The organism is Pseudomonas sp. C1C7, assembly GCF_013359595.1.
In the GTDB taxonomy this organism is placed as follows: Bacteria; Pseudomonadota; Gammaproteobacteria; order Pseudomonadales; family Pseudomonadaceae; genus Aquipseudomonas.
On sequence record NZ_JABFMP010000024.1, the window covers coordinates 90,545 to 111,237 of the forward strand.

At 59.9% G+C, this 20,693-nt stretch carries 22 protein-coding genes; 13 read left to right on the plus strand and 9 right to left on the minus strand.

What is annotated here, in order from left to right; genetic code table 11:
- The first annotated feature begins 108 nt into the window (after positions 1–108).
- The 9 genes from HNO86_RS19515 to HNO86_RS19555 all read left to right on the plus strand — a co-directional run bounded on the left by HNO86_RS19515 (position 109) and on the right by HNO86_RS19555 (position 8,844).
- Positions 109–1,356: an ABC transporter permease gene (locus HNO86_RS19515; RefSeq protein WP_175378569.1), complete on the plus strand. Its 1,248-nt coding sequence runs from the start codon at positions 109–111 to the stop codon at positions 1,354–1,356.
- 13 nt (positions 1,357–1,369) lie between these two features.
- Positions 1,370–2,194 (plus strand): ABC transporter permease, encoded by an 825-nt coding sequence (locus tag HNO86_RS19520; protein ID WP_175378570.1) that lies wholly within the window; start codon positions 1,370–1,372, stop codon positions 2,192–2,194.
- 174 nt (positions 2,195–2,368) lie between these two features.
- Complete coding sequence (rpe, locus tag HNO86_RS19525; protein ID WP_077048203.1) at positions 2,369–3,043, plus strand: ribulose-phosphate 3-epimerase; 675 nt, start codon at positions 2,369–2,371, stop codon at positions 3,041–3,043.
- On the plus strand, positions 3,040–3,858 hold the full coding sequence (locus HNO86_RS19530; protein WP_175378571.1) for a phosphoglycolate phosphatase: 819 nt from the start codon (positions 3,040–3,042) through the stop codon (positions 3,856–3,858). Before rpe ends, HNO86_RS19530 begins: the two co-directional genes overlap by 4 nt.
- A 70-nt stretch (positions 3,859–3,928) precedes the next feature.
- Positions 3,929–5,410 (plus strand): anthranilate synthase component I, encoded by a 1,482-nt coding sequence (gene trpE, locus HNO86_RS19535; RefSeq protein ID WP_175378572.1) that lies wholly within the window; start codon positions 3,929–3,931, stop codon positions 5,408–5,410.
- Between the two features lie 114 nt (positions 5,411–5,524).
- The gene (locus tag HNO86_RS19540) at positions 5,525–6,118 is read left to right on the plus strand and encodes an aminodeoxychorismate/anthranilate synthase component II (protein WP_150634269.1); all 594 of its coding nucleotides are present in this window, start codon (positions 5,525–5,527) and stop codon (positions 6,116–6,118) included.
- Between the two features lie 9 nt (positions 6,119–6,127).
- A complete protein-coding gene (gene trpD, locus HNO86_RS19545) occupies positions 6,128–7,177 on the plus strand; it encodes an anthranilate phosphoribosyltransferase (RefSeq protein WP_175378573.1) in 1,050 nt (349 codons plus the stop codon).
- Positions 7,174–8,010 (plus strand): indole-3-glycerol phosphate synthase TrpC, encoded by an 837-nt coding sequence (gene trpC, locus HNO86_RS19550; RefSeq protein ID WP_175378574.1) that lies wholly within the window; start codon positions 7,174–7,176, stop codon positions 8,008–8,010. The genes trpD and trpC overlap by 4 nt, the downstream gene beginning before the upstream one ends.
- A gap of 132 nt (positions 8,011–8,142) precedes the next feature.
- Positions 8,143–8,844: a lipoate--protein ligase family protein gene (locus tag HNO86_RS19555; protein WP_175378575.1), complete on the plus strand. Its 702-nt coding sequence runs from the start codon at positions 8,143–8,145 to the stop codon at positions 8,842–8,844.
- Here the strand turns inward: HNO86_RS19555 and crp are convergent.
- Complete coding sequence (crp, locus tag HNO86_RS19560) at positions 8,841–9,485, minus strand: cAMP-activated global transcriptional regulator CRP (RefSeq protein ID WP_175378576.1); 645 nt, start codon at positions 9,483–9,485, stop codon at positions 8,841–8,843. The two genes, HNO86_RS19555 and crp, sit on opposite strands and share 4 nt — an antisense overlap.
- A gap of 231 nt (positions 9,486–9,716) precedes the next feature.
- Here crp and HNO86_RS19565 point away from each other — a divergent pair, with 231 nt between their 5' ends.
- The gene (locus HNO86_RS19565; RefSeq protein ID WP_175378577.1) at positions 9,717–10,139 is read left to right on the plus strand and encodes an OsmC family protein; all 423 of its coding nucleotides are present in this window, start codon (positions 9,717–9,719) and stop codon (positions 10,137–10,139) included.
- A 133-nt stretch (positions 10,140–10,272) separates the two neighbouring features.
- Here HNO86_RS19565 and coq7 read toward each other — a convergent pair whose 3' ends face one another.
- From coq7 to hemJ, 6 genes are all read right to left on the minus strand, one after another.
- The gene (gene coq7, locus HNO86_RS19570) at positions 10,273–10,920 is read right to left on the minus strand and encodes a 2-polyprenyl-3-methyl-6-methoxy-1,4-benzoquinone monooxygenase (RefSeq protein ID WP_175378578.1); all 648 of its coding nucleotides are present in this window, start codon (positions 10,918–10,920) and stop codon (positions 10,273–10,275) included.
- 186 nt (positions 10,921–11,106) lie between these two features.
- Positions 11,107–11,445 (minus strand): histidine triad nucleotide-binding protein, encoded by a 339-nt coding sequence (locus HNO86_RS19575; RefSeq protein WP_008027110.1) that lies wholly within the window; start codon positions 11,443–11,445, stop codon positions 11,107–11,109.
- A gap of 80 nt (positions 11,446–11,525) precedes the next feature.
- Complete coding sequence (locus tag HNO86_RS19580) at positions 11,526–12,314, minus strand: SDR family oxidoreductase (RefSeq protein ID WP_175378579.1); 789 nt, start codon at positions 12,312–12,314, stop codon at positions 11,526–11,528.
- A gap of 61 nt (positions 12,315–12,375) precedes the next feature.
- Entirely contained in the window at positions 12,376–13,332 is a 957-nt protein-coding gene (locus tag HNO86_RS19585) for a DUF805 domain-containing protein (RefSeq protein ID WP_175378580.1), read from the minus strand.
- A 74-nt stretch (positions 13,333–13,406) separates the two neighbouring features.
- Positions 13,407–14,375, minus strand: coding sequence for a nitronate monooxygenase family protein (locus HNO86_RS19590; RefSeq protein WP_175378581.1), 969 nt, complete (start codon positions 14,373–14,375; stop codon positions 13,407–13,409).
- 33 nt (positions 14,376–14,408) lie between these two features.
- Entirely contained in the window at positions 14,409–14,840 is a 432-nt protein-coding gene (gene hemJ / locus HNO86_RS19595; RefSeq protein ID WP_175378582.1) for a protoporphyrinogen oxidase HemJ, read from the minus strand.
- Between the two features lie 135 nt (positions 14,841–14,975).
- Here hemJ and argC point away from each other — a divergent pair, with 135 nt between their 5' ends.
- Positions 14,976–16,010 (plus strand): N-acetyl-gamma-glutamyl-phosphate reductase, encoded by a 1,035-nt coding sequence (gene argC / locus HNO86_RS19600; protein WP_175378583.1) that lies wholly within the window; start codon positions 14,976–14,978, stop codon positions 16,008–16,010.
- Between the two features lie 167 nt (positions 16,011–16,177).
- A complete protein-coding gene (gene erpA / locus HNO86_RS19605) occupies positions 16,178–16,528 on the plus strand; it encodes an iron-sulfur cluster insertion protein ErpA (RefSeq protein WP_007906865.1) in 351 nt (116 codons plus the stop codon).
- Between the two features lie 67 nt (positions 16,529–16,595).
- On the opposite strand, the gene HNO86_RS19610 is transcribed toward erpA, so the two are convergent.
- Together HNO86_RS19610 and HNO86_RS19615 are read right to left on the minus strand one after the other, a co-directional pair.
- Positions 16,596–17,687 (minus strand): anhydro-N-acetylmuramic acid kinase, encoded by a 1,092-nt coding sequence (locus HNO86_RS19610; RefSeq protein ID WP_175378584.1) that lies wholly within the window; start codon positions 17,685–17,687, stop codon positions 16,596–16,598.
- Between the two features lie 3 nt (positions 17,688–17,690).
- Positions 17,691–19,109 carry a peptidoglycan DD-metalloendopeptidase family protein gene (locus HNO86_RS19615; RefSeq protein WP_175378585.1) on the minus strand — a complete coding sequence of 473 codons (1,419 nt, stop codon included), beginning with the start codon at positions 19,107–19,109 and terminating at the stop codon, positions 17,691–17,693.
- A 213-nt stretch (positions 19,110–19,322) separates the two neighbouring features.
- Between HNO86_RS19615 and tyrS the strand changes: the two genes are divergently transcribed.
- Positions 19,323–20,522, plus strand: a complete 1,200-nt coding sequence (gene tyrS / locus HNO86_RS19620; RefSeq protein WP_175378586.1) for a tyrosine--tRNA ligase — start codon at positions 19,323–19,325, stop codon at positions 20,520–20,522.
- Positions 20,523–20,693 lie beyond the last annotated feature (171 nt).

The window sequence follows — 20,693 nt, forward strand, 5'->3', positions numbered from 1 at the left end:
GACACTCCGCGTTCGCGAGCAAGCCCGCCCCCACATTTGAACAGTGTGTATTAAACGATCGAGGTGGCATTCCGCCTCTGCAACGATCAAAGATTTCCGGAGTACGCCATGGCTATCGCCGTTCCCGTGAACGCGGGCACTGACCCCACCTTGAAGCAGCGGCTCAAGCACGCCGAGCGGGTCAACCGCTGGAAGGCCCAGGCGTTGATTGCGCCGCTGGTGCTGTTTCTGTTGCTGGTGTTTCTGGTGCCAATCGTGGCGCTGCTCTACAAAAGCGTTGGTAACCCGGAAGTGGTCGGCGGCATGCCGCGCACCGTGTCGGCCATCGCCAGTTGGGACGGCCGCGGCCTGCCCGCTGAACCGGTTTACAAGGCGGCCGCCGAAGACCTCGCCGAAGCGCGCAAGAATCAGACCCTGGGCGATTTGTCCAAACGCCTGAACATGGAACTGGCCGGCTACCGCAGCCTGCTGACCAAAACCGCCCGCGCCCTGCCGCTGGCCACGGAGCCTGCCTCTTATAAAGAAGCGCTGGAAGGTCTCGACGAGCGCTGGGGCGATCCGGCCTACTGGCAAGCGGTACGTCGCAACACCAGCAGCATCACCCCGTATTACCTGCTGGCTGCGGTCGATCATCGCATCGACGACTTGGGCGAACTGGCTCCAGCCACCCCGGATCAGGCGATTTACCTGGATATCTTCGCCCGCACTTTCTGGATGGGCCTGATCATTACCGTGGTCTGCCTGGTGTTGGCCTATCCATTGGCTTACCTGCTGGCGAACCTGCCGTCGCGGCAAAGCAACCTGTTGATGATTCTGGTGCTGTTGCCGTTCTGGACCTCGATCCTGGTGCGGGTCGCAGCGTGGATCGTGCTGTTGCAATCCGGTGGCCTGATCAACAGCGGCCTGATGGCCCTGGGCATCATCGACAAGCCGGTGGAATTGGTGTTCAACCGCATCGGCGTCTACATCTCCATGGTGCACATCCTGCTGCCGTTCATGATCCTGCCGATCTACAGCGTGATGAAAGGCATCTCGCCGACCTACATGCGTGCGGCGATTTCCCTGGGCTGCCACCCGTTCGCCAGCTTCTGGCGGGTGTACTTCCCGCAGACCTATGCCGGTGTCGGCGCCGGTTGCCTGTTGGTGTTCATCCTCGCCATCGGCTACTACATCACCCCGGCGTTGCTGGGCAGCCCGAACGATCAGATGGTCAGCTACTTCGTCGCCTTCTACACCAACACCAGCATCAACTGGGGCATGGCGACCGCCCTCGGCGGCCTGCTGCTCCTGGCGACCGTGGTGCTTTATCTGATCTACAGCTGGCTGGTGGGCGCGAGCCGCCTGCGTCTGGGCTAAGGGGAGTAATGAAATGCTGAGTCCTTATATGTCGCCCATCGAGCGGGCGTGGTTCTACAGCTTGCGGATTCTCTGCGGCCTGATTCTGTTGTTCCTGATCCTGCCGGTACTGGTGATCGTTCCGTTGTCGTTCAACTCCGGCAGCTTCCTGGTGTACCCGCTGCAAGGCTTTTCGCTGCAGTGGTACCACGACTTCTTCGCCTCGGCGGAGTGGATGCGGGCACTGAAGAACAGCATCATCGTCGCCCCGGCGGCCACGGTGCTGGCGATGATCTTCGGTACGTTGGCGGCGATCGGCCTGACCCGCGGCGATTTCCCGGGCAAGCCACTGGTCATGGCGCTGGTGATCTCGCCGATGGTGGTGCCGGTGGTGATCATCGGCGTGGCCAGCTACCTGTTCTTTGCGCCCCTGGGCCTGGGTAACAGCTTCTTCTCGCTGATTATCGTGCACGCGGTATTGGGTGTGCCGTTCGTCATCATTACCGTGTCGGCGACCTTGCAGGGGTTCAACCACAACCTGGTACGGGCGGCTGCAAGCCTCGGCGCTTCGCCGCTGGTGACGTTCCGCCGTGTGACTTTGCCGCTGATTGCTCCGGGCGTGATCTCCGGTGCGTTGTTCGCCTTTGCCACATCCTTCGACGAGGTGGTGGTGACGCTGTTCCTCGCCGGCCCCGAGCAGGCGACCCTGCCACGGCAGATGTTCAGCGGTATCCGCGAAAACCTGAGCCCGACCATCGCCGCCGCCGCGACGCTGCTGATCGCCTTCTCGGTGATCCTGCTGCTGACCCTGGAATGGCTGCGCGGACGCAGCGAGAAAATGCGCACTGCCCAACCCTGACGCAACCCTCCCTGTAGGAGCGAGCAAGCTCGCTCCTACAGGAAAAATGAACAGCCCTGTCGATATCGAGAAAAATTACCGAGTGGCCTACTGATCATCGCGGTTACGGTGCGCGCGCCAAAGCATGAGGTATACAATGCGCGCCATCGTGATTTGGCTCAGAAAAGGTGCGTCATGCAGCCCTTCGTAATTGCTCCGTCGATTCTCTCCGCCGACTTCGCCCGCCTGGGTGAGGAAGTGGACAATGTCCTGGCCGCCGGCGCCGACTTCGTGCACTTCGATGTCATGGACAACCATTACGTGCCCAACCTGACCATCGGCCCGATGGTCTGTGCGGCGCTGCGCAAGTACGGCGTGACCGCGCCGATCGACGCGCACCTGATGGTCAGCCCGGTAGACCGCATCGTCGGTGACTTCATCGAAGCCGGCGCGACCTATATCACCTTCCACCCGGAAGCCACCCAGCACATCGACCGTTCCCTGCAACTGATCCGCGAAGGCGGCTGCAAGTCGGGCCTGGTGTTCAACCCGGCGACCCCGCTGGACGTGCTCAAGTACGTGATGGACAAGGTCGACATGATCCTGCTGATGAGCGTCAACCCGGGCTTCGGCGGGCAGAAGTTCATCCCCGGCACCCTCGACAAACTGCGTGAAGCACGGGCGCTGATCGACGCTTCCGGTCGCGACATCCGCCTGGAAATCGACGGTGGCGTGAATGTGAACAACATCCGTGAAATCGCCGCGGCGGGCGCCGACACCTTCGTCGCCGGTTCGGCGATCTTCAATGCGCCGAACTACCAGGAAGTCATCGACAAGATGCGCTCCGAACTGGCGCTGGCTCGTCCATGAGCGGTTTCGAGCAGCTGTTCCCGGGAAGCCTGCCAAAGCTGGTGATGTTCGATCTGGATGGCACGCTGATCGATTCAGTCCCGGATCTCGCGGCGGCTGTGGATAACATGCTGCTCAAGCTCGGTCGCCAACCTGCCGGCATCGAAGCGGTGCGCGAGTGGGTTGGCAACGGCGCGCCGGTGCTGGTGCGTCGGGCGCTGGCCGGTGCTCTGGACCATTCGGCGGTGGACGATGCCGAGGCCGAGCGCGCACTGGAAATCTTCATGCAGGCCTACGGCGAAAGCCATGAGCTGACCGTGGTCTATCCCGGTGTGCGCGACACCCTGAAATGGCTGCACAAGCAGGGCGTCGAGATGGCGCTGATCACCAACAAGCCGGAGCGCTTCGTCGCCCCGCTGCTGGATCAGATGAAAATCGGCCGATATTTCCGGCTGATCATCGGCGGTGACACCCTGCCACAGAAAAAACCGGACCCGGCCGCGCTGTTTTTCGTGATGAAAATGACCAACATTCCGGCCTCACAATCCTTGTTTGTCGGCGATTCGCGCAGCGATGTGCAGGCGGCGAAGGCGGCCGGGGTCAAGTGTGTGGCGTTGAGTTACGGCTACAACCACGGTCGACCGATTGCCGAAGAGTCGCCGGCGCTGGTCATCGACGATCTGCGCAAGCTAATTCCCGGTTGCCTGGACCTTGCCGCTGAGATAACGTTGGCCGACGTTGTTCAACCCCCTTCTGGAAACGCCATCGTGGTGGTCACTCGCAAACTCTGGATGAAAGTTATCAAGGCCCTGGCCCGTTGGCGTTGGCGCGCCTGACTTTTTCCTGGCCGGTCATCCGGCGCGTTTGCATACCTGACTGTTAGACCCTCAAGCCACGAGGCATATCATGATCCGCGAAGAATTCCTGCGTTTGGCCGCTGCCGGCTATAACCGCATTCCGCTTGCCTGCGAAACCCTGGCCGACTTCGACACGCCCCTGTCGATCTACCTGAAACTGGCCGACCAGCCCAATTCCTACCTGCTCGAATCGGTGCAGGGCGGCGAAAAATGGGGCCGTTACTCGATCATCGGCCTGCCGTGCCGCACCGTCGTGCGTGTTCACGATCATCACGTCAGCGTGACCGTCGATGGCGTCGAGACCGAAAGCCATGATGTGGAAGACCCGCTGGCCTTCGTCGAAACCTTCAAGGCCCGCTACAACGTGCCGACCATCGCCGGCCTGCCGCGCTTCAACGGCGGTCTGGTGGGGTACTTCGGCTATGACTGCGTGCGTTATGTGGAAAAGCGTCTGGGCAAGTGCCCGAACCCGGATCCGCTGGGCGTGCCGGACATTCTGCTGATGGTGTCCGATGCGGTCGTGGTGTTCGACAACCTGGCCGGCAAGATGCACGCGATCGTCCTGGCCGACCCGTCGCAGCAAGACGCTTTCGAACAGGGCCGCGCCCGTCTGGAAGAGCTGCTGGAAAAACTTCGCCAGCCAATCACCCCGCGCCGTGGCCTGGATTTCAGCAAGCAGCAAGCGGCTGATCCGGTGTTCCGCTCAAGTTTCACCCAGGGCGATTACGAAAAAGCCGTCGACACCATCAAGGAATACATCCTGGCTGGCGACTGCATGCAGGTCGTGCCGTCCCAGCGCATGTCGATCGACTTCAAGGCGGCGCCCATCGATCTGTACCGCGCACTGCGTTGCTTCAACCCGACGCCGTACATGTACTTCTTCAACTTCGGCGATTTCCACGTCGTCGGCAGTTCGCCGGAAGTGCTGGTGCGGGTCGAAGATAATCTGATTACCGTACGCCCGATTGCCGGCACCCGCCCGCGTGGCGCGAACGAAGAGGCTGATCTGGCGCTGGAAAAAGACCTGCTGTCGGACGCCAAGGAAATCGCCGAGCACCTGATGCTGATCGACCTGGGTCGCAACGACACCGGTCGTGTATCGGAAATCGGTTCGGTGAAACTCACCGAGAAGATGGTCATCGAGCGTTATTCCAACGTGATGCACATCGTTTCCAACGTCACCGGCCAATTGAAGGAAGGCCTGACGGCGATGGACTCATTGCGGGCGATTCTGCCGGCGGGCACCTTGTCCGGCGCACCGAAAATCCGCGCCATGGAAATCATCGATGAACTGGAACCGGTCAAGCGTGGTGTCTACGGCGGCGCCGTCGGCTACTTCGCCTGGAACGGCAACATGGACACCGCCATCGCGATCCGCACGGCGGTGATCAAGAACGGCGAACTGCACGTGCAGGCCGGCGGCGGCATCGTCGCCGACTCGGTGCCGGCGCTGGAATGGGAAGAAACCCTGAACAAGCGCCGCGCGATGTTCCGTGCGGTGGCTCTGGCTGAACAAACTCCACAAGGCTGACCGATGAGCGTTGCCCGCACGCAGGCCGCCTTGAGCGATCAAGCGCTGGACGCTGCGGGCCACTCACCCGAAGGCCGTATTAGTAGTCAGTGAATTCAAGAGGTTCTTAACGCCATGTTGCTGATGATCGATAACTACGACTCTTTTACTTACAACGTTGTGCAATACTTGGGCGAGCTCGGCGCCGAGGTCAAAGTCGTGCGCAACGATGAACTCACCATCGCCGAAATCGAAGCGCTCAACCCTGAACGTATCGTGGTTTCTCCCGGCCCTTGCACGCCGACCGAGGCGGGCGTCTCGATTGATGTGATCAAGCACTTCGGTGGCAAACTGCCGATTCTGGGCGTCTGCCTCGGCCATCAATCCATCGGCCAGGCCTTTGGCGGCGATGTGGTCCGTGCCCGTCAGGTGATGCACGGCAAGACCAGCCCGGTGTTCCACGAAGACAAGGGCGTATTCGAAGGCCTGAATCATCCGCTGACGGTTACCCGCTACCACTCGTTGATCGTCAAGCGCGAAACTCTGCCCGATTGCCTGGAGCTGACCGCCTGGACCCAGCTCGAAGACGGGTCGGTCGACGAGATCATGGGCCTGCGTCACAAGACATTGAACATCGAAGGTGTGCAGTTCCACCCTGAGTCTATCCTGACCGAACAGGGCCACGAACTCTTCGCCAACTTCCTCAAACAAACCGGCGGCACGCGCTAAGGACCTTTCATGAATATCAAGACAGCCTTGAGCCGTATCGTCGATCACCTCGACCTCAGCACCGAAGAAATGCGCTCCGTGATGCGCGAAATCATGACCGGGCAGTGCACGGACGCGCAGATTGGCGCGTTCATGATGGCCATGCGCATGAAGAGCGAAAGCATCGACGAAATCGTCGGCGCCGTGTCGGTCATGCGCGAGCTGGCGGACAAAGTCGAACTCAAGACCCTCGACGGCGTGGTCGATGTGGTAGGCACCGGCGGTGACGGTGCCAATATCTTCAACGTGTCGACCGCCTCCGCCTTCGTGGTTTCGGCGGCCGGTTGCACCGTGGCAAAGCACGGTAACCGTGCGGTTTCCGGCAAGAGCGGCAGTGCCGACCTGCTGGAAGCGGCCGGCATCTATCTGAACCTGACTCCGGTACAAGTGGCGCGCTGCATCGATAACGTCGGTATCGGTTTCATGTTCGCCCAGACCCACCACAGCGCCATGAAGCACGCCGCCGCTCCGCGCAAGGAGCTGGGGCTGCGTACCCTGTTCAACATGCTCGGCCCGCTTACGAATCCGGCCGGCGTGAAACATCAGGTGGTGGGCGTGTTCACCCAGGCCTTGTGCCGACCGCTGGCTGAAGTGTTGCAGCGTCTGGGCAGCAAGCATGTGCTGGTGGTGCATTCCAAGGATGGCCTGGACGAGTTCAGCCTGGCTGCACCGACCTACGTCGCCGAGCTGAAGGACGACCAGATCACCGAGTATTGGGTCGAGCCCGAAGACCTGGGCATGAAAAGCCAGAGCCTGCACGGCCTGGCTGTCGAAAGCCCGGAAGCTTCCCTCGAGCTGATTCGCGATGCACTGGGCAAGCGCAAAACTGAAAACGGTCAGAAGGCTGCCGAGATGATTATGCTCAACGCGGGCGCCGCGTTGTACGCCGCCGATCACGCCAGCAGTCTCAAAGAGGGCGTTGCCCTGGCGCACGATGCGTTGCATACAGGCCTGGCTCGGGAAAAACTCGAGGAGCTGGGCGCATTTACCGCGGTATTCAAAGTGGAGAATGAGGGATGAGTGTACCGACGGTTCTGGAAAAGATTCTGGCGCGCAAGGTTGAGGAAGTGGCCGAGCGCAGCGCTCGCGTCAGCCTCACCGAGCTTGAGAATCTGGCCAAGGCGGCCGATGCACCCCGTGGTTTTGCCAAGGCGTTGCTGGCTCAGGCCAAGCTTAAACAACCGGCAGTCATTGCCGAGATCAAGAAAGCGTCGCCAAGCAAAGGTGTGATCCGCGAGAACTTCGTGCCTGCCGACATCGCCAAAAGCTACGAGAAAGGCGGTGCGACCTGCCTGTCGGTGCTGACCGATATCGATTATTTCCAGGGCGCCGACGCCTACCTGCAGCAGGCCCGCGCGGCCTGCAAGCTGCCGGTGATCCGCAAGGACTTCATGATCGATCCGTACCAGATCGTCGAAGCCCGTGCGCTGGGCGCCGACTGCGTGCTGTTGATCGTATCCGCGTTGGATGACGTGAAAATGGCCGAACTGGCATCCGTGGCCAAGGATGTTGGTCTTGATGTGCTGGTGGAGGTTCACGACGGTGACGAACTGGAGCGGGCCCTGAAAACCCTCGACACGCCATTGGTCGGTATCAACAACCGCAACCTGCACACCTTCGATGTCAGCCTGGAAACCACGCTGGACCTGTTGCCGCGCATTCCCCGTGATCGCCTGGTCATCACCGAAAGTGGCATCCTCAATCGGGCGGATGTCGAGCTGATGGAAATCAGCGACGTTTACGCGTTCCTGGTGGGTGAAGCATTCATGCGCGCCGAGAGCCCGGGCACCGAGTTGCAGCGTCTGTTCTTCCCTGAGCGTGGTGTTCCCGTAAGCGGTTCGACCCTCGACTGATTACAGTCAGACCGAGATGCCTTTCGCGAGCAAGCCCGCTCCCACATTTAAATGCGGTCTAATGTGGGAGCGGGCTTGCTCGCGAAGAGGCCTTCAAATTCCCCGAAGATCTGAAGCCTGCCGGAGCTGTCCATGTCGCTACCAACTTCCCTGACCATCGAAGCCGGCCTGCAAGCCGAACAGGACTTGCTGGCATCGGTCTGCGCCGGCAACACGGAATTTGGCCTGCTGTTCTGGCGGCCCAGCGATCGGGCTTTGGTCATGCCGCGCCGCTTGAACCGCCTGCCCGACTTCGATCACGCCTGTGAAGTCTCCGCCGCTGCCGGCTGGCCGGTGCTGTTGCGCGAAACCGGCGGCGAGCCGGTGCCGCAATCGTCATCGACCATCAATATCGCCCTGGTTTATGCGCCACCGCGCAGTGAAGGCGATCTGAACCGCATCGAGTCCGGATACCGGCGCTTGTGCGACCCGATCTGTGATCTGCTGGATGAGCTGGGCGGGACGTCGTCGCTCGGGGAAATCGAAGGCGCGTTTTGCGATGGCCGCTTCAACGTCAACCTGGACGGGCGCAAGATGGTCGGCACCGCCCAGCGCTGGCGCCAGAGTCAGGGCGGGCAGCGGCCGGTGGGGTTGGTTCACGGTGCGATGCTGGTGGATAACGAGCGTGAATCGATGGTTGCGGCGGTCAATCGATTCAACGAGGCCTGTGGTCTGGAGCAGCGGGTGCGTGCCGAAAGCCACATCGCCCTGCATGAGAAGTTCATGGCGCCAGACGCGCTGGCACGTCTCGACGAACTCTACCGGCAAATGCTGGTGCGGATGTTCAGCGCCTAGCGCGTACCGAACACCACCATGGTCTTGCCCTTGACGTCGACCAGGTTGCGTTCCTCAAGGTCCTTGAGCACGCGACCGACCATCTCCCGAGAACAGCCGACGATCCGCCCGATTTCCTGACGTGTCACCTTGATCTGCATGCCATCGGGGTGAGTCATGGCGTCAGGCTGCTTGCACAGTTCCAGCAGGCAGCGAGCGACGCGACCCGTGACGTCGAAAAAGGCGAGGTCGCCAACCTTGCGGGTGGTGTTGCGCAGTCGCTGGGCGATCTGCCCGCTCAACACATAAAGAATGTCCGGGTCCTGCTGCGACAGTTCACGGAATTTCGTGTAACTGATTTCCGCGACTTCGCATTCCACCTTGGCGCGCACCCAGGCGCTGCGCTGCTGCTCCAGGCCTGCCTGCTCGAACAGGCCCAACTCACCGAAAAAGTCCCCGGCATTCAGATAAGCGATGATCATTTCCCGGCCGTCGTCATCTTCGATCAGGATCGTGACCGAACCTTTGATGATGAAGAACAGCGTTTCGGCGCGGTCGCCAGCGCAAATGATGTTGCTCTTGGCCTGATAGCGGCGGCGCTGACAATGCATCAATAGCTTGTCGAGGTTCTTGATCTTGGGGGTGGGGGCAATAGCAACCATGGTTGTATCCCGAAAAGACTGCACGGTGTGTTTGGTTTTTATATGAATTGCGGCGGCTGCGGCAAAGCCGGCAATGCGTCAGCGAATTGGCGTCAGCTTAACAGACACTTCCGGCAATATTCGAGAAATTACCTACGGACATTAAGGTGGCGCGTCTCCGCAGGCGGGCACTGTCAATCACGGGGCCTGTGCTAAGCTGGCGACCCTTTTTTATACAGTGGAGTCTTGGCGATGAAGGCACGCATCCAATGGGCTGGCGAAGCCATGTTCCTCGGCGAATCCGGTAGTGGTCATGTCGTGGTCATGGACGGTCCGCCCGATGCCGGTGGCCGTAACCTGGGTGTCCGGCCGATGGAAATGCTCCTGCTGGGTGTCGGCGGTTGCAGTAACTTCGATGTGGTCAGCATTCTCAAGAAGTCCCGCCAGGCGGTCGAGAGCTGCGAAGCGTTCCTGGACGCCGAGCGTGCGAGCGAAGATCCGAAAGTCTTCAAGAAGATCCACATGCATTTCGTGGTCAAGGGCCGCGGGTTGAAAGAAGCCCAGGTCAAGCGTGCCATCGAGCTGTCGGCGGAGAAGTATTGCTCGGCGTCGATCATGCTGGGCGCCGCAGGTGTCGAGATCACCCACGACTACGAAATCGTCGAGCTTGGCTGAATCGGGTAGTTGCTCATCCGACCGCAGCGAACACAAAAAAGGCGACTCCCTCACGGCAGTCGCCTTTTTTCTTTCTCGTTTATGTAGGAGCGAAGCTTGCTCGCGAAGCGGCCCTTCCAGACAACCAAGGATCTCAGATCCGATAAGTACTCTTGGTCATCACCTTGGCCAACAAACTCATCCCGAACTTCACCGGCGCCGGAAACCGGAAACCGCCAGCATCCAGCGCACTCTCGGCATGCTGCTCTTCATCAATACGCATCTGTTCCAGGATCGCCCGGGACTTTTCATCTTCCGCCGGCAACTGCTCGAGGTGTTCGTTCAAGTGTTTGCACACCTGATCTTCGGTGGCCGCGACGAAACCCAGGCTGACTTTGTCGCTGATCAGACCTGCAACCGCGCCGATCCCGAAGGACATGCCGTAGAACAGCGGATTGAGAATGCTGGTGTGGCTACCCAGCTGATGGATGCGCTGCTCGCACCAGACCAGGTGATCGATTTCTTCCTCGGCGGCATGTTCCATGGCCGCTCGCACCTGCGGCAGCTTGGCGGTCAGCGCCTGCCCCTGGTACAGCGCCTGGGCGCAGACTTCGCCGGTATGGTTGATGCGCATCAGGCCGGCCACGTGCCGGGTGTCCTCGTCGCTCATTTTGGCGTCCGGCTGCACGATGGCGGGGGACGGGCGGTACGGCTGGCCACTGGAAGGCAGCAAAGTACGCATCGCGGCATCGGCTTGCAGCAGAAGGCGGTCGATTGGCGAGTAGTGACGTTGGGTAGTCATGCTGACCTCCGGAGGAATCTCGGCGGCCAGTTTAACCCAATCGGCCGTGGAAGTTTTGCCTCGGGTCATTGTGCGGCGGGGATGTTTCCGTTTGAGGGCGCTTGCTGGCGATGTGTTCCACGGCAACGGTGTTTTCTGCAAACACGCGTGATCGTTGACGTTCATCGCCAGCAGTGGGGCGTCTGATCAGCCCGGTGGCCAGTGCATCTGGCGCTGGCCGAGCACGTGCATATGAATGTGATAGACGGTCTGGCCGCCTTCTTCATTGCAGTTCATGACCACGCGGAAACCCTTTTCACAGCCCAGTTCCAGGGCCAGGCGCTGGGCGGTGAACAGAATGTGTCCAGCCAGAGCCTTGTCGTCCTCGGTCAGGTCGTTCAGGGTGCGCACCGGTTTTTTCGGAATCACCAGAAAATGCACCGGTGCCTGTGGGGCGATGTCGTGGAAGGCCAGTACCTGGTCGTCCTCGTAAATGATCTTCGCCGGGATTTCCCGGTTGATGATCTTGGTGAACAGAGTATCCACAGCAGTTTTCTCCGTTGTTTGGGCTGGCCTGAGTGTACTCACGGGGCATGCCCGAGCCCAGCTTTTTGCCAGTCACCCGCTCAGCGCGGGCAATAAGACTTGTTAACCATGCCGGTGATTGTCCGGATCAGCCAGCGCGAACCGAAGCGGGGCAGGGCGGCGAGCCAGCGGTTGCGCCGTCCGGGAATAATGATTGCGCGATTCTTTTCCAGTGCCCGAACGGTATAGAGCGCGACTTCTTCCGGGCTCATCAGCATCTTGCTGTCGGCCAGTTTGTCTGCGTTCAGCTGCGCGGTGCGGAAAAAACCGGTGCGGGTCGGCCCGGGGCACAGCACCGAAACCTTCACCGCGCATTTTTTCAGTTCCACGCGCAGGCCTTCGGAGAAGTGCAGCACATACGCCTTGCTGGCGTAATAGGTACTCATCCACGGCCCCGGGCGGAAGGCCGCAACCGAAGCGACGTTCAGGATCTGCCCGCCACCGTGCAGCGCCATGCTGTTACCAATGGCATGGCACAGACGGGTCAGGGCCAGGATGTTCACTTCGATCAGGTCTTGCTCGGTCATCCAGTCCAGCCCCAGAAACGGGCCGCAGGTACCGATACCGGCGCAGTTCACCAGCAAGTCGATCTGCCGGTCACCTTCTTCCAGTTCCAGCAGAAAGCCGGACAGGCGCAGGGGCTCACTCAGGTCGCAGGCGCGGAACAGGACCTCCACGCCGAAACGTTGGGTCAGTTCCATCGCGATACTTTCCAGCTGATCACGCTGTCGGGCCACCAGTATCAGGCTGCGGCCGCGCCGGGCCAGCGCTTCGGCCATCGCCAGGCCGATGCCGCTGGAAGCGCCAGTGATCAGAGCGTAACGGGTCATGCAGTTCTCCATCGCAACAGCAGCGCGCCGCATCGCAGGTGTCACGGGCAGGGAGCGCTGTTCATTCTTGCGCAGAGTCTACAGGTGGCTGGGCTTGTTCGGCTGCATCATCGGCTGAATTTGCCGGGGATTGAGCTTGCACCTCGATTTCCTCGGTGATCTGCGAGCTGCTCTGGTAACTGCTTTCGAGGGTATTTTCATACTCGTCCTGAATAGCGGAAATACCACCCGCCAGTGCGCCGACGATGATCAGTGCGAGCAGCACCACCCACAACGATGACAGCACTTTGACCGCCGTGCTGTTGGGTGGCGGTGGAGCGCCATAACGGTTGGCTGTTTGGTTGCCGGGCATCGCCATCATCACAAGCGGAAAGAAACTGCCTACAAAGGGCACCAGGTTCAGCAGCCAGAGCCATCCGGACCAGCCGAGGTCATGCAGACGCTGAACGGTGATCATGACGCTGGCAATGATGAACACGATGCACAGGATGAACGCCAGAAAACCGCCGATGATCAGCCCTGCGGTCGAATCGGTGCTGACCAGCGCCAATCCCACCACGGCGAATACGCTAATCACAGCGATCGCCACCAGGCTCAACACCATCGACCACGCCAGAAAGCGCAGACGGCCGATCCGTCCTTCCACACCGAAGGGCTTGAGCGTGGCGAACTCGGCCAACTGCTCGCCGACCCTGGCTTGCGGTGGCGCGTAGGGTGAATCGGGCTCTTCGGGAGTGGCGACGGGCGAGGGCTGGTGAACGTCGGACAGATTGAGCTCGATCAACGTTACGGGCTCGACCCGGGCATCGATGCCGGCGTTCTTCAGGGCCTGCAGATATGCCTGTGCGTCGGACTGCGTCAGGTCTCGCTTGAGTACTACCGCATGGCCATTGAACAGGCGCTCGACGGCAGCGACATCGCTTTTGTACAGCGCTGCGATGTTGAGTTTGGCGGTATTGATATCAACGCCCGGTAAAAGCGTGCCGTCGAAAACGATGTTGAAGCGGTTGTCGCTCATTGCCCAGGCATCCTTGTCGCGAAGGTTTGAATCCATGGATTGTAGGGCCGGCCGCTGAAGCCGACCCGATTCTTTCAACGTGGCCAGCGCTGTTGAAGTTGCGTGGCTTGTTCCAACGCCTTGCGATACTCGCTGTCGAGACGCGCCACCAGTTCATCGACATTCGGCAAGTCATCGATTTCACCGACACCTTGACCGGCCGACCATACGGTTTTCCAGGCTTTGGCTTCATCGCTCAGCGGCTTGAGCTTGGAGCCGAAGTTGACCTCGCCCTTGTTTTGCAGGGCCAGCATGTCGAAACCCGCAGCTTCCAGACTCTGGCGCATGAAGCTCGCCGGAACGCCCGATACCGCTGGCGTGTGAATGATGTCCGCGGCCTTGGAGCTCAGCAGCATTTCCTTGTAGGCGTCCGGCGCATGACTTTCAGCGGTGCCGATAAAGCGTGTGCCGAAGTAGGCAAGATCCGCACCCAGCAGTTGCGCGGCGAGAATCTCGTGGCCGTGGTTCAGACAGCCGGCCAGCAGCAAGGTCTTGTCGAAGAACTGGCGGATCTCGGCGATCAGCGAGAACGGGCTCCAGGTCCCGGCATGTCCGCCTGCTCCCGCGGCGACGGCGATCAAGCCATCCACGCCGGCCTCGGCGGCTTTCTCGGCATGGCGGCGGGTCGTGACGTCGTGGAATACCAGGCCGCCATAACTGTGCACCGCATCGACCACTTCTTTCACCGCGCCCAGGCTGGTGATCACGATCGGCACCTTGTGCTCGATGCAGATCTCGAGATCGGCCTGCAATCGCGGGTTACTGTTGTGGACGATCAGGTTCACGGCGTACGGCGCGGGATTTTCCAGCGTCGCCAGGCCCGCTTCGATTTCTTCCAGCCATGCCTTGAAGCCACTGCTTTCGCGTTGGTTGAGCGCTGGAAAACTGCCCACCACGCCGTTGCGGCAGCAGGCCAGGACCAGTTGCGGGTTGGAAATCAGGAACATCGGCGCCGCTACCACGGGCAGGCGCAAACGATGATCGAGCAAAGCGGGCAGCGACATTGGAATACCCCCGGTGACTAATGCTTGTTGGATTTAGAACGGCCGCACGACGACCAGAATTACGATAGCCAGCAAAAACACAACCGGCACTTCATTGAACCAGCGATAAAAGACATGGCTGCGGGTGTTCTCGCCACGGGCAAACCGCTTCACCTGTGCGCCGCACATATGGTGGTAGCCGATCAGCAGTGCCACCAGAGTCAGCTTGGCATGCATCCAGCCACCTTGGCTGAAATAGGCGCTTGGATTGAGGCTGATCAGCCAGCCGCCGAAGATCAGGGTCGCGATCATCGCCGGGCCCATGATGCCGCGATAGAGCTTGCGCTCCATGATGCTGAAGCGCTCCTTGCTGACGCTATCCTCGCTTTGCGCGTGATAAACGAACAGGCGCGGCAGGTAGAACAGGCCGGCAAACCAGCATACGACGCTGATGATGTGAAAAGCTTTTAGCCACAGATAAAGCATTTTTGGTTATCCCCAGGTTCACGGTAGCCGGGATAGTAGAGGCTTGAGCGTCCGCACGTCACCTTGCCGGTTGTCGCAGGCGCGCGCGGCCCCTATTATCGACGGCTTTCCAGTGGGTTCGTTGAGGGCAGGTTTATGGTCAAGGTCGGTATCGTCGGCGGCACGGGTTACACCGGGGTCGAATTGCTGCGTCTGTTGGCGCAACATCCGCAAGCTGAAGTGGTAGTCATCACTTCCCGATCCGAGGCCGGCATGGCCGTGGCCGACATGTATCCGAACCTGCGAGGCCACTATGACGGCCTGGCGTTCAGCGTTCCGGACATCAAGACCCTGGGCGCGTGCGATGTGGTGTTCTTTGCGACGCCTCACGGCGTTGCTCACGCCCTGGCGGGTGAATTGCTGGCGGCCGGGACCAAGGTCATCGATCTGTCTGCGGACTTCCGTCTGCAGGATGCGCACGAGTGGGCCAAATGGTACGGCCAGCCGCATGGCGCGCCAGAGCTGCTGGACGAGGCGGTCTACGGTCTGCCGGAAGTCAATCGCGAGCAGATCAAAAAGGCACGCCTGATCGCTGTACCGGGTTGCTATCCGACCGCGACCCAGTTGGGTTTCCTGCCGTTGCTCGAAGCCGGTCTGGCGGATGCTTCGCGCCTGATCGCTGACTGCAAGTCCGGCGTCAGCGGTGCCGGTCGCGGTGCGGCTGTAGGTTCGTTGTACTCCGAGACCTCCGAGAGCCTGAAGGCTTACGCGGTCAAGGGGCACCGTCACTTGCCGGAAATCCGCCAGGGCTTGCGCCGTGCTGCAGGTAAGGACGTCGGCCTGACCTTCGTTCCGCACCTGACTCCGATGATTCGCGGCATTCACTCGACGCTCTACGCGACCGTCGTGGATCGCTCGGTCGACCTTCAGGCGCTGTTCGAAAAGCGTTATGCCAACGAACCGTTCGTCGACGTGATGCCAGCCGGCAGCCACCCGGAAACCCGCAGCGTGCGCGGTGCCAACGTTTGCCGTATCGCGGTGCACCGTCCGCAGGAGGGTGATCTGGTGGTGGTGCTGTCGGTAATCGACAACCTGGTCAAAGGCGCGTCGGGTCAGGCAGTTCAGAACATGAACATCCTGTTCGGCCTGGATGAGCGTCTGGGCCTGTCCCACGCCGGCATGCTGCCTTAAGGTTTTACTGCGCACAGCAAAAGGCCCGTTGAACGGGCCTTTTTGCATTCCGGGCCGACGATTGGGTTGGTTGATATACCATAACAATAGTTGACCGATTTTCTAGGACAAGCGGATAATGCGCGTCATCACGCAATATGACGGCGTAGCGCCGGGAGATAGTCAGCATGAGCGTCGAATCCTTCACCCCCACGGCTTTGCAATTCACCCACGGTGCTGCGCACAAGGTGAAGAGCCTGGTCGATGAAGAGGGGAATGATCGCTTGAAGCTGCGCGTATTCGTTACGGGCGGCGGTTGTTCAGGTTTTCAGTATGGCTTCACTTTCGATGAGGAAGTGGCCGATGACGACACCATCGTCGAGCGCGAAGGTGTGAGTCTGGTAGTCGATCCAATGAGCTTCCAGTACCTGGCAGGTGCCGAGGTGGATTACCAGGAAGGTCTGGAAGGTTCGCGTTTCGTCATCAAGAACCCGAATGCGACCACGACCTGTGGTTGCGGTTCTTCGTTCTCGATCTGATCAGCGCACCTGTATCAGCAAAACGCCGCATGGCCTCACGGTCATGCGGCGTTTTGCTGTCTGACGTTCAGGCGGGGTAGATGGCGCCCAGAACGCGCAAGCCGCGGGCGCCGGTGACGCTCGGGCGATTGGCTGCGATGCCTTCAAGGCAGCAGTGGGCGAGCCAGGCAAAGGCCATGGCTTCGACCCAGTCCGGGTCCACGTCATAGGCGGAAGTGCTGCTGACTTTCGCATTGGGCAGCAGGCTGGCCAGGCGATTCATCAGCGTGGTGTTGTGAGCGCCACCGCCGCAGACCAGCAATTCTTGCGTGTGGGCCTGAGCGCTCTGCAGCGACTCGATGATGGTCAATGCGGTCAGCTCAAGCAGCGTTGCCTGTACGTCGTTGGCGGCGATGGCCGGTAGCTGCGCGAGATGCTGCGTCAGCCATGGCAGGTTGAATACTTCGCGGCCGGTACTTTTCGGGCCCTTGGTGCTGAAGAATGGATCGCTGAGCAGGGCTTTCAACAGGATCGGTTCGACCTTGCCGCTGGCGGCCCATTGGCCATCGCGATCGTAGTTCTCGCCCCGTTGCTGATGAATCCACGCATCCAGCAGCACGTTGCCCGGTCCGCAATCAAAGCCCGCGACTGGCTTGCCTGGCTCGATCAGGCTGAGATTGCTGAAGCCGCCGACGTTCAATACGGCGCGATTGCCGGTCTGTTCCTCGAACAGGGCCTCGTGGAAGGCTGGAACCAGAGGCGCGCCCTGGCCGCCGGCAGCGACGTCACGGCTGCGGAAGTCGCTGACCACCGTGATTCCGGTCAGCTCGGTCAATAGCGCCGGGTTGCCGATCTGCACCGTGAAGCCTCGCGCCGGTTCGTGGCGAATGGTCTGCCCATGGCTGCCGATCGCGCGAATGTCTTCGGGCCTGAGGTGTTGTTGGGTCAGGAGGCTGTGAATGCCCTGTGCCGCCAGTTTGACCCAGTTCTGCTGGGCGATGGCGGAGCGGGCAATCTCATCGGGGCCGCTGGCGCACAAGCCAAGAAGCTCAGTGCGCAGGGAGTCGGGCATGGGAATGTAGTGCGTGGCAATCAGCCGGATTGCCGGGGCCTGCTCGATCAGCGCAATGTCCAGGCCGTCAAGGCTGGTCCCGGACATCACACCTATATAGAGCGCCATGGCTTAACGCTTGCTCGAAGCCAGTTTGGTGGCTTTCTCTTGGTCCATGCGCGCCATCAGCGGCTGGCTCTGCGCCAGGAAACGTGCACGTTCGGCTTTGGAGATAGGGTCGGCCATTGCCACCTTCTGGCCCAGCGGATCGACGTGTACGCCGTTCACCTGGAACTCATAGTGCAGGTGCGGTCCGGTGGACAGGCCGGTGGTGCCAATGTAGCCAATTACCTGGCCCTGTTTGACATTGCTACCGGTCTGGACGCCTTTGGCGAAGCCCTGCATGTGGCCGTAGAGCGTACGGTAGGTGCTGCCGTGCTGGATGATCACGGTGTTGCCATAACCGCCGCGGCGACCCGCCAACAGCACCTTGCCGTCGCCGGCGGCCTTGATTGGCGTACCGCGCGGAGCTGCGTAGTCCACACCTTTGTGAGCGCGTATCTTGTTCAGGATCGGGTGCTTGCGGCCCATCGAGAACTTCGAGCTGATGCGCGCAAAGTCCACCGGAGTCCGAATGAACGCCTTGCGCATGCTATTGCCGTCAGCGGTGTAATAGCTGCTGTTGCCTTGCTTGTTGGTGTAACGCACGGCGGTGTAGGTCTTGCCGCGGTTGGTGAAGCGGGCGGACAGGATCGGACCGTTACCGACGGCTTTGCCATTGACCACTTTCTGCTCGTAGATCACATCAAATTCGTCACCTTGGCGAATGTCCTGGGCGAAGTCGACGTCATAGCCAAACACGTTGGCCATATCCATGGTCAGGCTGTGGGACAGGCCGGCGCGCGCGGCGGACTGCGAAAGCGAGCTGTTGATCACGCCGTGTACGTAGGCAGAACGCACAGTCGGCTTGGCGGTGATGCGGTTGAAGGTATAACCCTTGTCGTTCTTGGTCAGGGTAATGGTTTCGAGATCGCTGACCTTGCTGTGCAGGTTGGTCAATTGGCCGTCCGGGCTCAGCTCGAACTCCAGTTTTTGTCCGTGCTTGAGCTGGCTGAACTGCTTGGCCTGCTTGTCGCTGGCCAGCACTTCATGCACCGAAGTGGCCGGCAGGCCTACTTTCTCGAACAGGGTGGAAAGGGTGTCTCCCTTGGAGACGATCACTTCCCTGTGGTTTGGGGCCTTCTTTTCTTCGACGACCGGTGCAGGGGCGGCCTGAGCGGTTTCCGAGGTCTCTTCTGCGCCGTTGTCGATCTGTGCGAAAGGGGACTCGGTCGGCTCATTTGTGGCTTGAACGGCTTCGGCAGCGTCTTGATCTTGTGTCAGTTGTTCAGCAGGACTTTCCAGTTCAAGACTCAGGGTTGTCTTTTTGGCTTCAACATCACTGGAAGGAAATACCAGAAGCGCCAGGCTCAGAAGGGCAGCGATGCCGCTCGCAGCAAGCAGGTGGGTCTTCGGGTAAAGCGGTGGCGCTTTAGACGATTCTTTGGTCATGAGTAATGTTTGACTTTGAAAAAAGATGAATTGGAAAAGATGAATGACATGATGAATATGAAATAACTGTATAAAATATAACCAAATCATCATCGAAGCAAGTCCACGGACACTCTGTTCGCGGATTGGTGTCCGTGCGCCGGGCAAACCTTGTATTTGACGCGCGTTCTTGTATGGTTGGGTCCCTTTGAATCTGAGCCTTGCGGGTCTGTTATGAAGTCGGTTGAAGAGCAGCTAGCGCTGATCAAACGTGGTGCGGAAGAACTGTTGGTCGAGTCCGAGCTGATCGAAAAGCTCAAGCGTGGCCAGCCACTGCGTATTAAGGCAGGCTTCGATCCGACCGCGCCGGATTTGCACTTGGGTCACACCGTGCTTATCAACAAGTTGCGCCAGTTCCAGGAGCTGGGGCATCAGGTGATCTTCCTGATCGGCGACTTCACCGGAATGATTGGTGATCCGAGCGGCAAGAGCGCGACGCGTCCTCCGTTGACCCGTGAGCAGGTTCTGGAGAATGCCGAGACCTACAAGACTCAGGTGTTCAAGATTCTCGATCCTGCCAAAACCGAGGTGGCATTCAACTCCACTTGGATGGACAAGATGGGGCCGGCCGACTTCATTCGCCTGACTTCGCAGTACACCGTGGCGCGGATGCTCGAGCGCGACGACTTCGACAAGCGCTACACGACCAACCAGCCTATCGCCATTCACGAGTTCCTCTATCCACTGGTTCAGGGGTATGACTCGGTTGCTCTGCGTGCGGACGTAGAGTTGGGTGGTACCGATCAGAAGTTCAACCTGCTGATGGGGCGCGAGCTGCAGCGTGGTTACGGTCAGGAAGCTCAGTGCATTTTGACCATGCCATTGCTCGAAGGGCTGGATGGCGTGAAGAAGATGTCCAAGTCTCTGGGCAACTATGTCGGTATCCAGGAAGCGCCTGGCGTGATGTACAGCAAGTTGGTATCGATTCCTGATGCGTTGATGTGGCGCTACTTCGAATTGCTCAGTTTCCGCAGCATGGATGAGATCAATGCTTTGCGCGCTGACGTGGAGGCGGGTGCCAATCCGCGTGATATCAAGATCAAGCTGGCTGAAGAGATTGTTGCGCGTTTCCATGGTGAAGAGGCTGCGGCCAATGCTCACCGTGCCGCAGGCAACCGTATGAAGGATGGTGAGCTGCCGGATGATTTGCCTGAGATCGAGCTGGCTGCTACCGAAGATATGCCAATCGCGGCTGTTCTTAATAAGGCAGGTCTGGTGAAGAACTCGGCTGTGGCTCGGGATCTCTTGGGCTCTGGCGGCGTGCGTGTAGATGGCGAGGTTGTTGATCGCTCCTTTGTATATGCGCTGGGTGCGACCCATGTATGCCAGGCTGGCAAGAAGGCATTTGCGCGTATTACGCTGAAATCCGAATAAATCGAAATTAAGTATTGACGGCGAATTTCAGATCTCTATAATTCGCCCCACTTCCGGCGCAGTCGAAACGGAAAACTCTTTGGTAATCAACGAGTTAAGTAAGTTTCGACAGTGATGGCTTCAGTTCATCGAAGCCCGCAGGGAGTTGAAAAAGAGGTGTTGACAGCAGCG

What these genes read in the sequence shown, in the direction of transcription:
- HNO86_RS19515 (WP_175378569.1), top strand. Translation starts at nt 109, where the DNA reads ATGGCTATCGCCGTTCCCGTGAACGCGGGCACTGACCCCACCTTGAAG.
- HNO86_RS19520 (WP_175378570.1), top strand. Translation starts at nt 1,370, where the DNA reads ATGCTGAGTCCTTATATGTCGCCCATCGAGCGGGCGTGGTTCTACAGC.
- rpe (WP_077048203.1), top strand. Translation starts at nt 2,369, where the DNA reads ATGCAGCCCTTCGTAATTGCTCCGTCGATTCTCTCCGCCGACTTCGCC.
- HNO86_RS19530 (WP_175378571.1), top strand. Translation starts at nt 3,040, where the DNA reads ATGAGCGGTTTCGAGCAGCTGTTCCCGGGAAGCCTGCCAAAGCTGGTG.
- trpE (WP_175378572.1), top strand. Translation starts at nt 3,929, where the DNA reads ATGATCCGCGAAGAATTCCTGCGTTTGGCCGCTGCCGGCTATAACCGC.
- HNO86_RS19540 (WP_150634269.1), top strand. Translation starts at nt 5,525, where the DNA reads ATGTTGCTGATGATCGATAACTACGACTCTTTTACTTACAACGTTGTG.
- trpD (WP_175378573.1), top strand. Translation starts at nt 6,128, where the DNA reads ATGAATATCAAGACAGCCTTGAGCCGTATCGTCGATCACCTCGACCTC.
- trpC (WP_175378574.1), top strand. Translation starts at nt 7,174, where the DNA reads ATGAGTGTACCGACGGTTCTGGAAAAGATTCTGGCGCGCAAGGTTGAG.
- HNO86_RS19555 (WP_175378575.1), top strand. Translation starts at nt 8,143, where the DNA reads ATGTCGCTACCAACTTCCCTGACCATCGAAGCCGGCCTGCAAGCCGAA.
- crp (WP_175378576.1), bottom strand. Translation starts at nt 9,485, where the DNA reads ATGGTTGCTATTGCCCCCACCCCCAAGATCAAGAACCTCGACAAGCTA.
- HNO86_RS19565 (WP_175378577.1), top strand. Translation starts at nt 9,717, where the DNA reads ATGAAGGCACGCATCCAATGGGCTGGCGAAGCCATGTTCCTCGGCGAA.
- coq7 (WP_175378578.1), bottom strand. Translation starts at nt 10,920, where the DNA reads ATGACTACCCAACGTCACTACTCGCCAATCGACCGCCTTCTGCTGCAA.
- HNO86_RS19580 (WP_175378579.1), bottom strand. Translation starts at nt 12,314, where the DNA reads ATGACCCGTTACGCTCTGATCACTGGCGCTTCCAGCGGCATCGGCCTG.
- HNO86_RS19585 (WP_175378580.1), bottom strand. Translation starts at nt 13,332, where the DNA reads ATGAGCGACAACCGCTTCAACATCGTTTTCGACGGCACGCTTTTACCG.
- HNO86_RS19590 (WP_175378581.1), bottom strand. Translation starts at nt 14,375, where the DNA reads ATGTCGCTGCCCGCTTTGCTCGATCATCGTTTGCGCCTGCCCGTGGTA.
- hemJ (WP_175378582.1), bottom strand. Translation starts at nt 14,840, where the DNA reads ATGCTTTATCTGTGGCTAAAAGCTTTTCACATCATCAGCGTCGTATGC.
- argC (WP_175378583.1), top strand. Translation starts at nt 14,976, where the DNA reads ATGGTCAAGGTCGGTATCGTCGGCGGCACGGGTTACACCGGGGTCGAA.
- erpA (WP_007906865.1), top strand. Translation starts at nt 16,178, where the DNA reads ATGAGCGTCGAATCCTTCACCCCCACGGCTTTGCAATTCACCCACGGT.
- HNO86_RS19610 (WP_175378584.1), bottom strand. Translation starts at nt 17,687, where the DNA reads ATGGCGCTCTATATAGGTGTGATGTCCGGGACCAGCCTTGACGGCCTG.
- HNO86_RS19615 (WP_175378585.1), bottom strand. Translation starts at nt 19,109, where the DNA reads ATGACCAAAGAATCGTCTAAAGCGCCACCGCTTTACCCGAAGACCCAC.
- tyrS (WP_175378586.1), top strand. Translation starts at nt 19,323, where the DNA reads ATGAAGTCGGTTGAAGAGCAGCTAGCGCTGATCAAACGTGGTGCGGAA.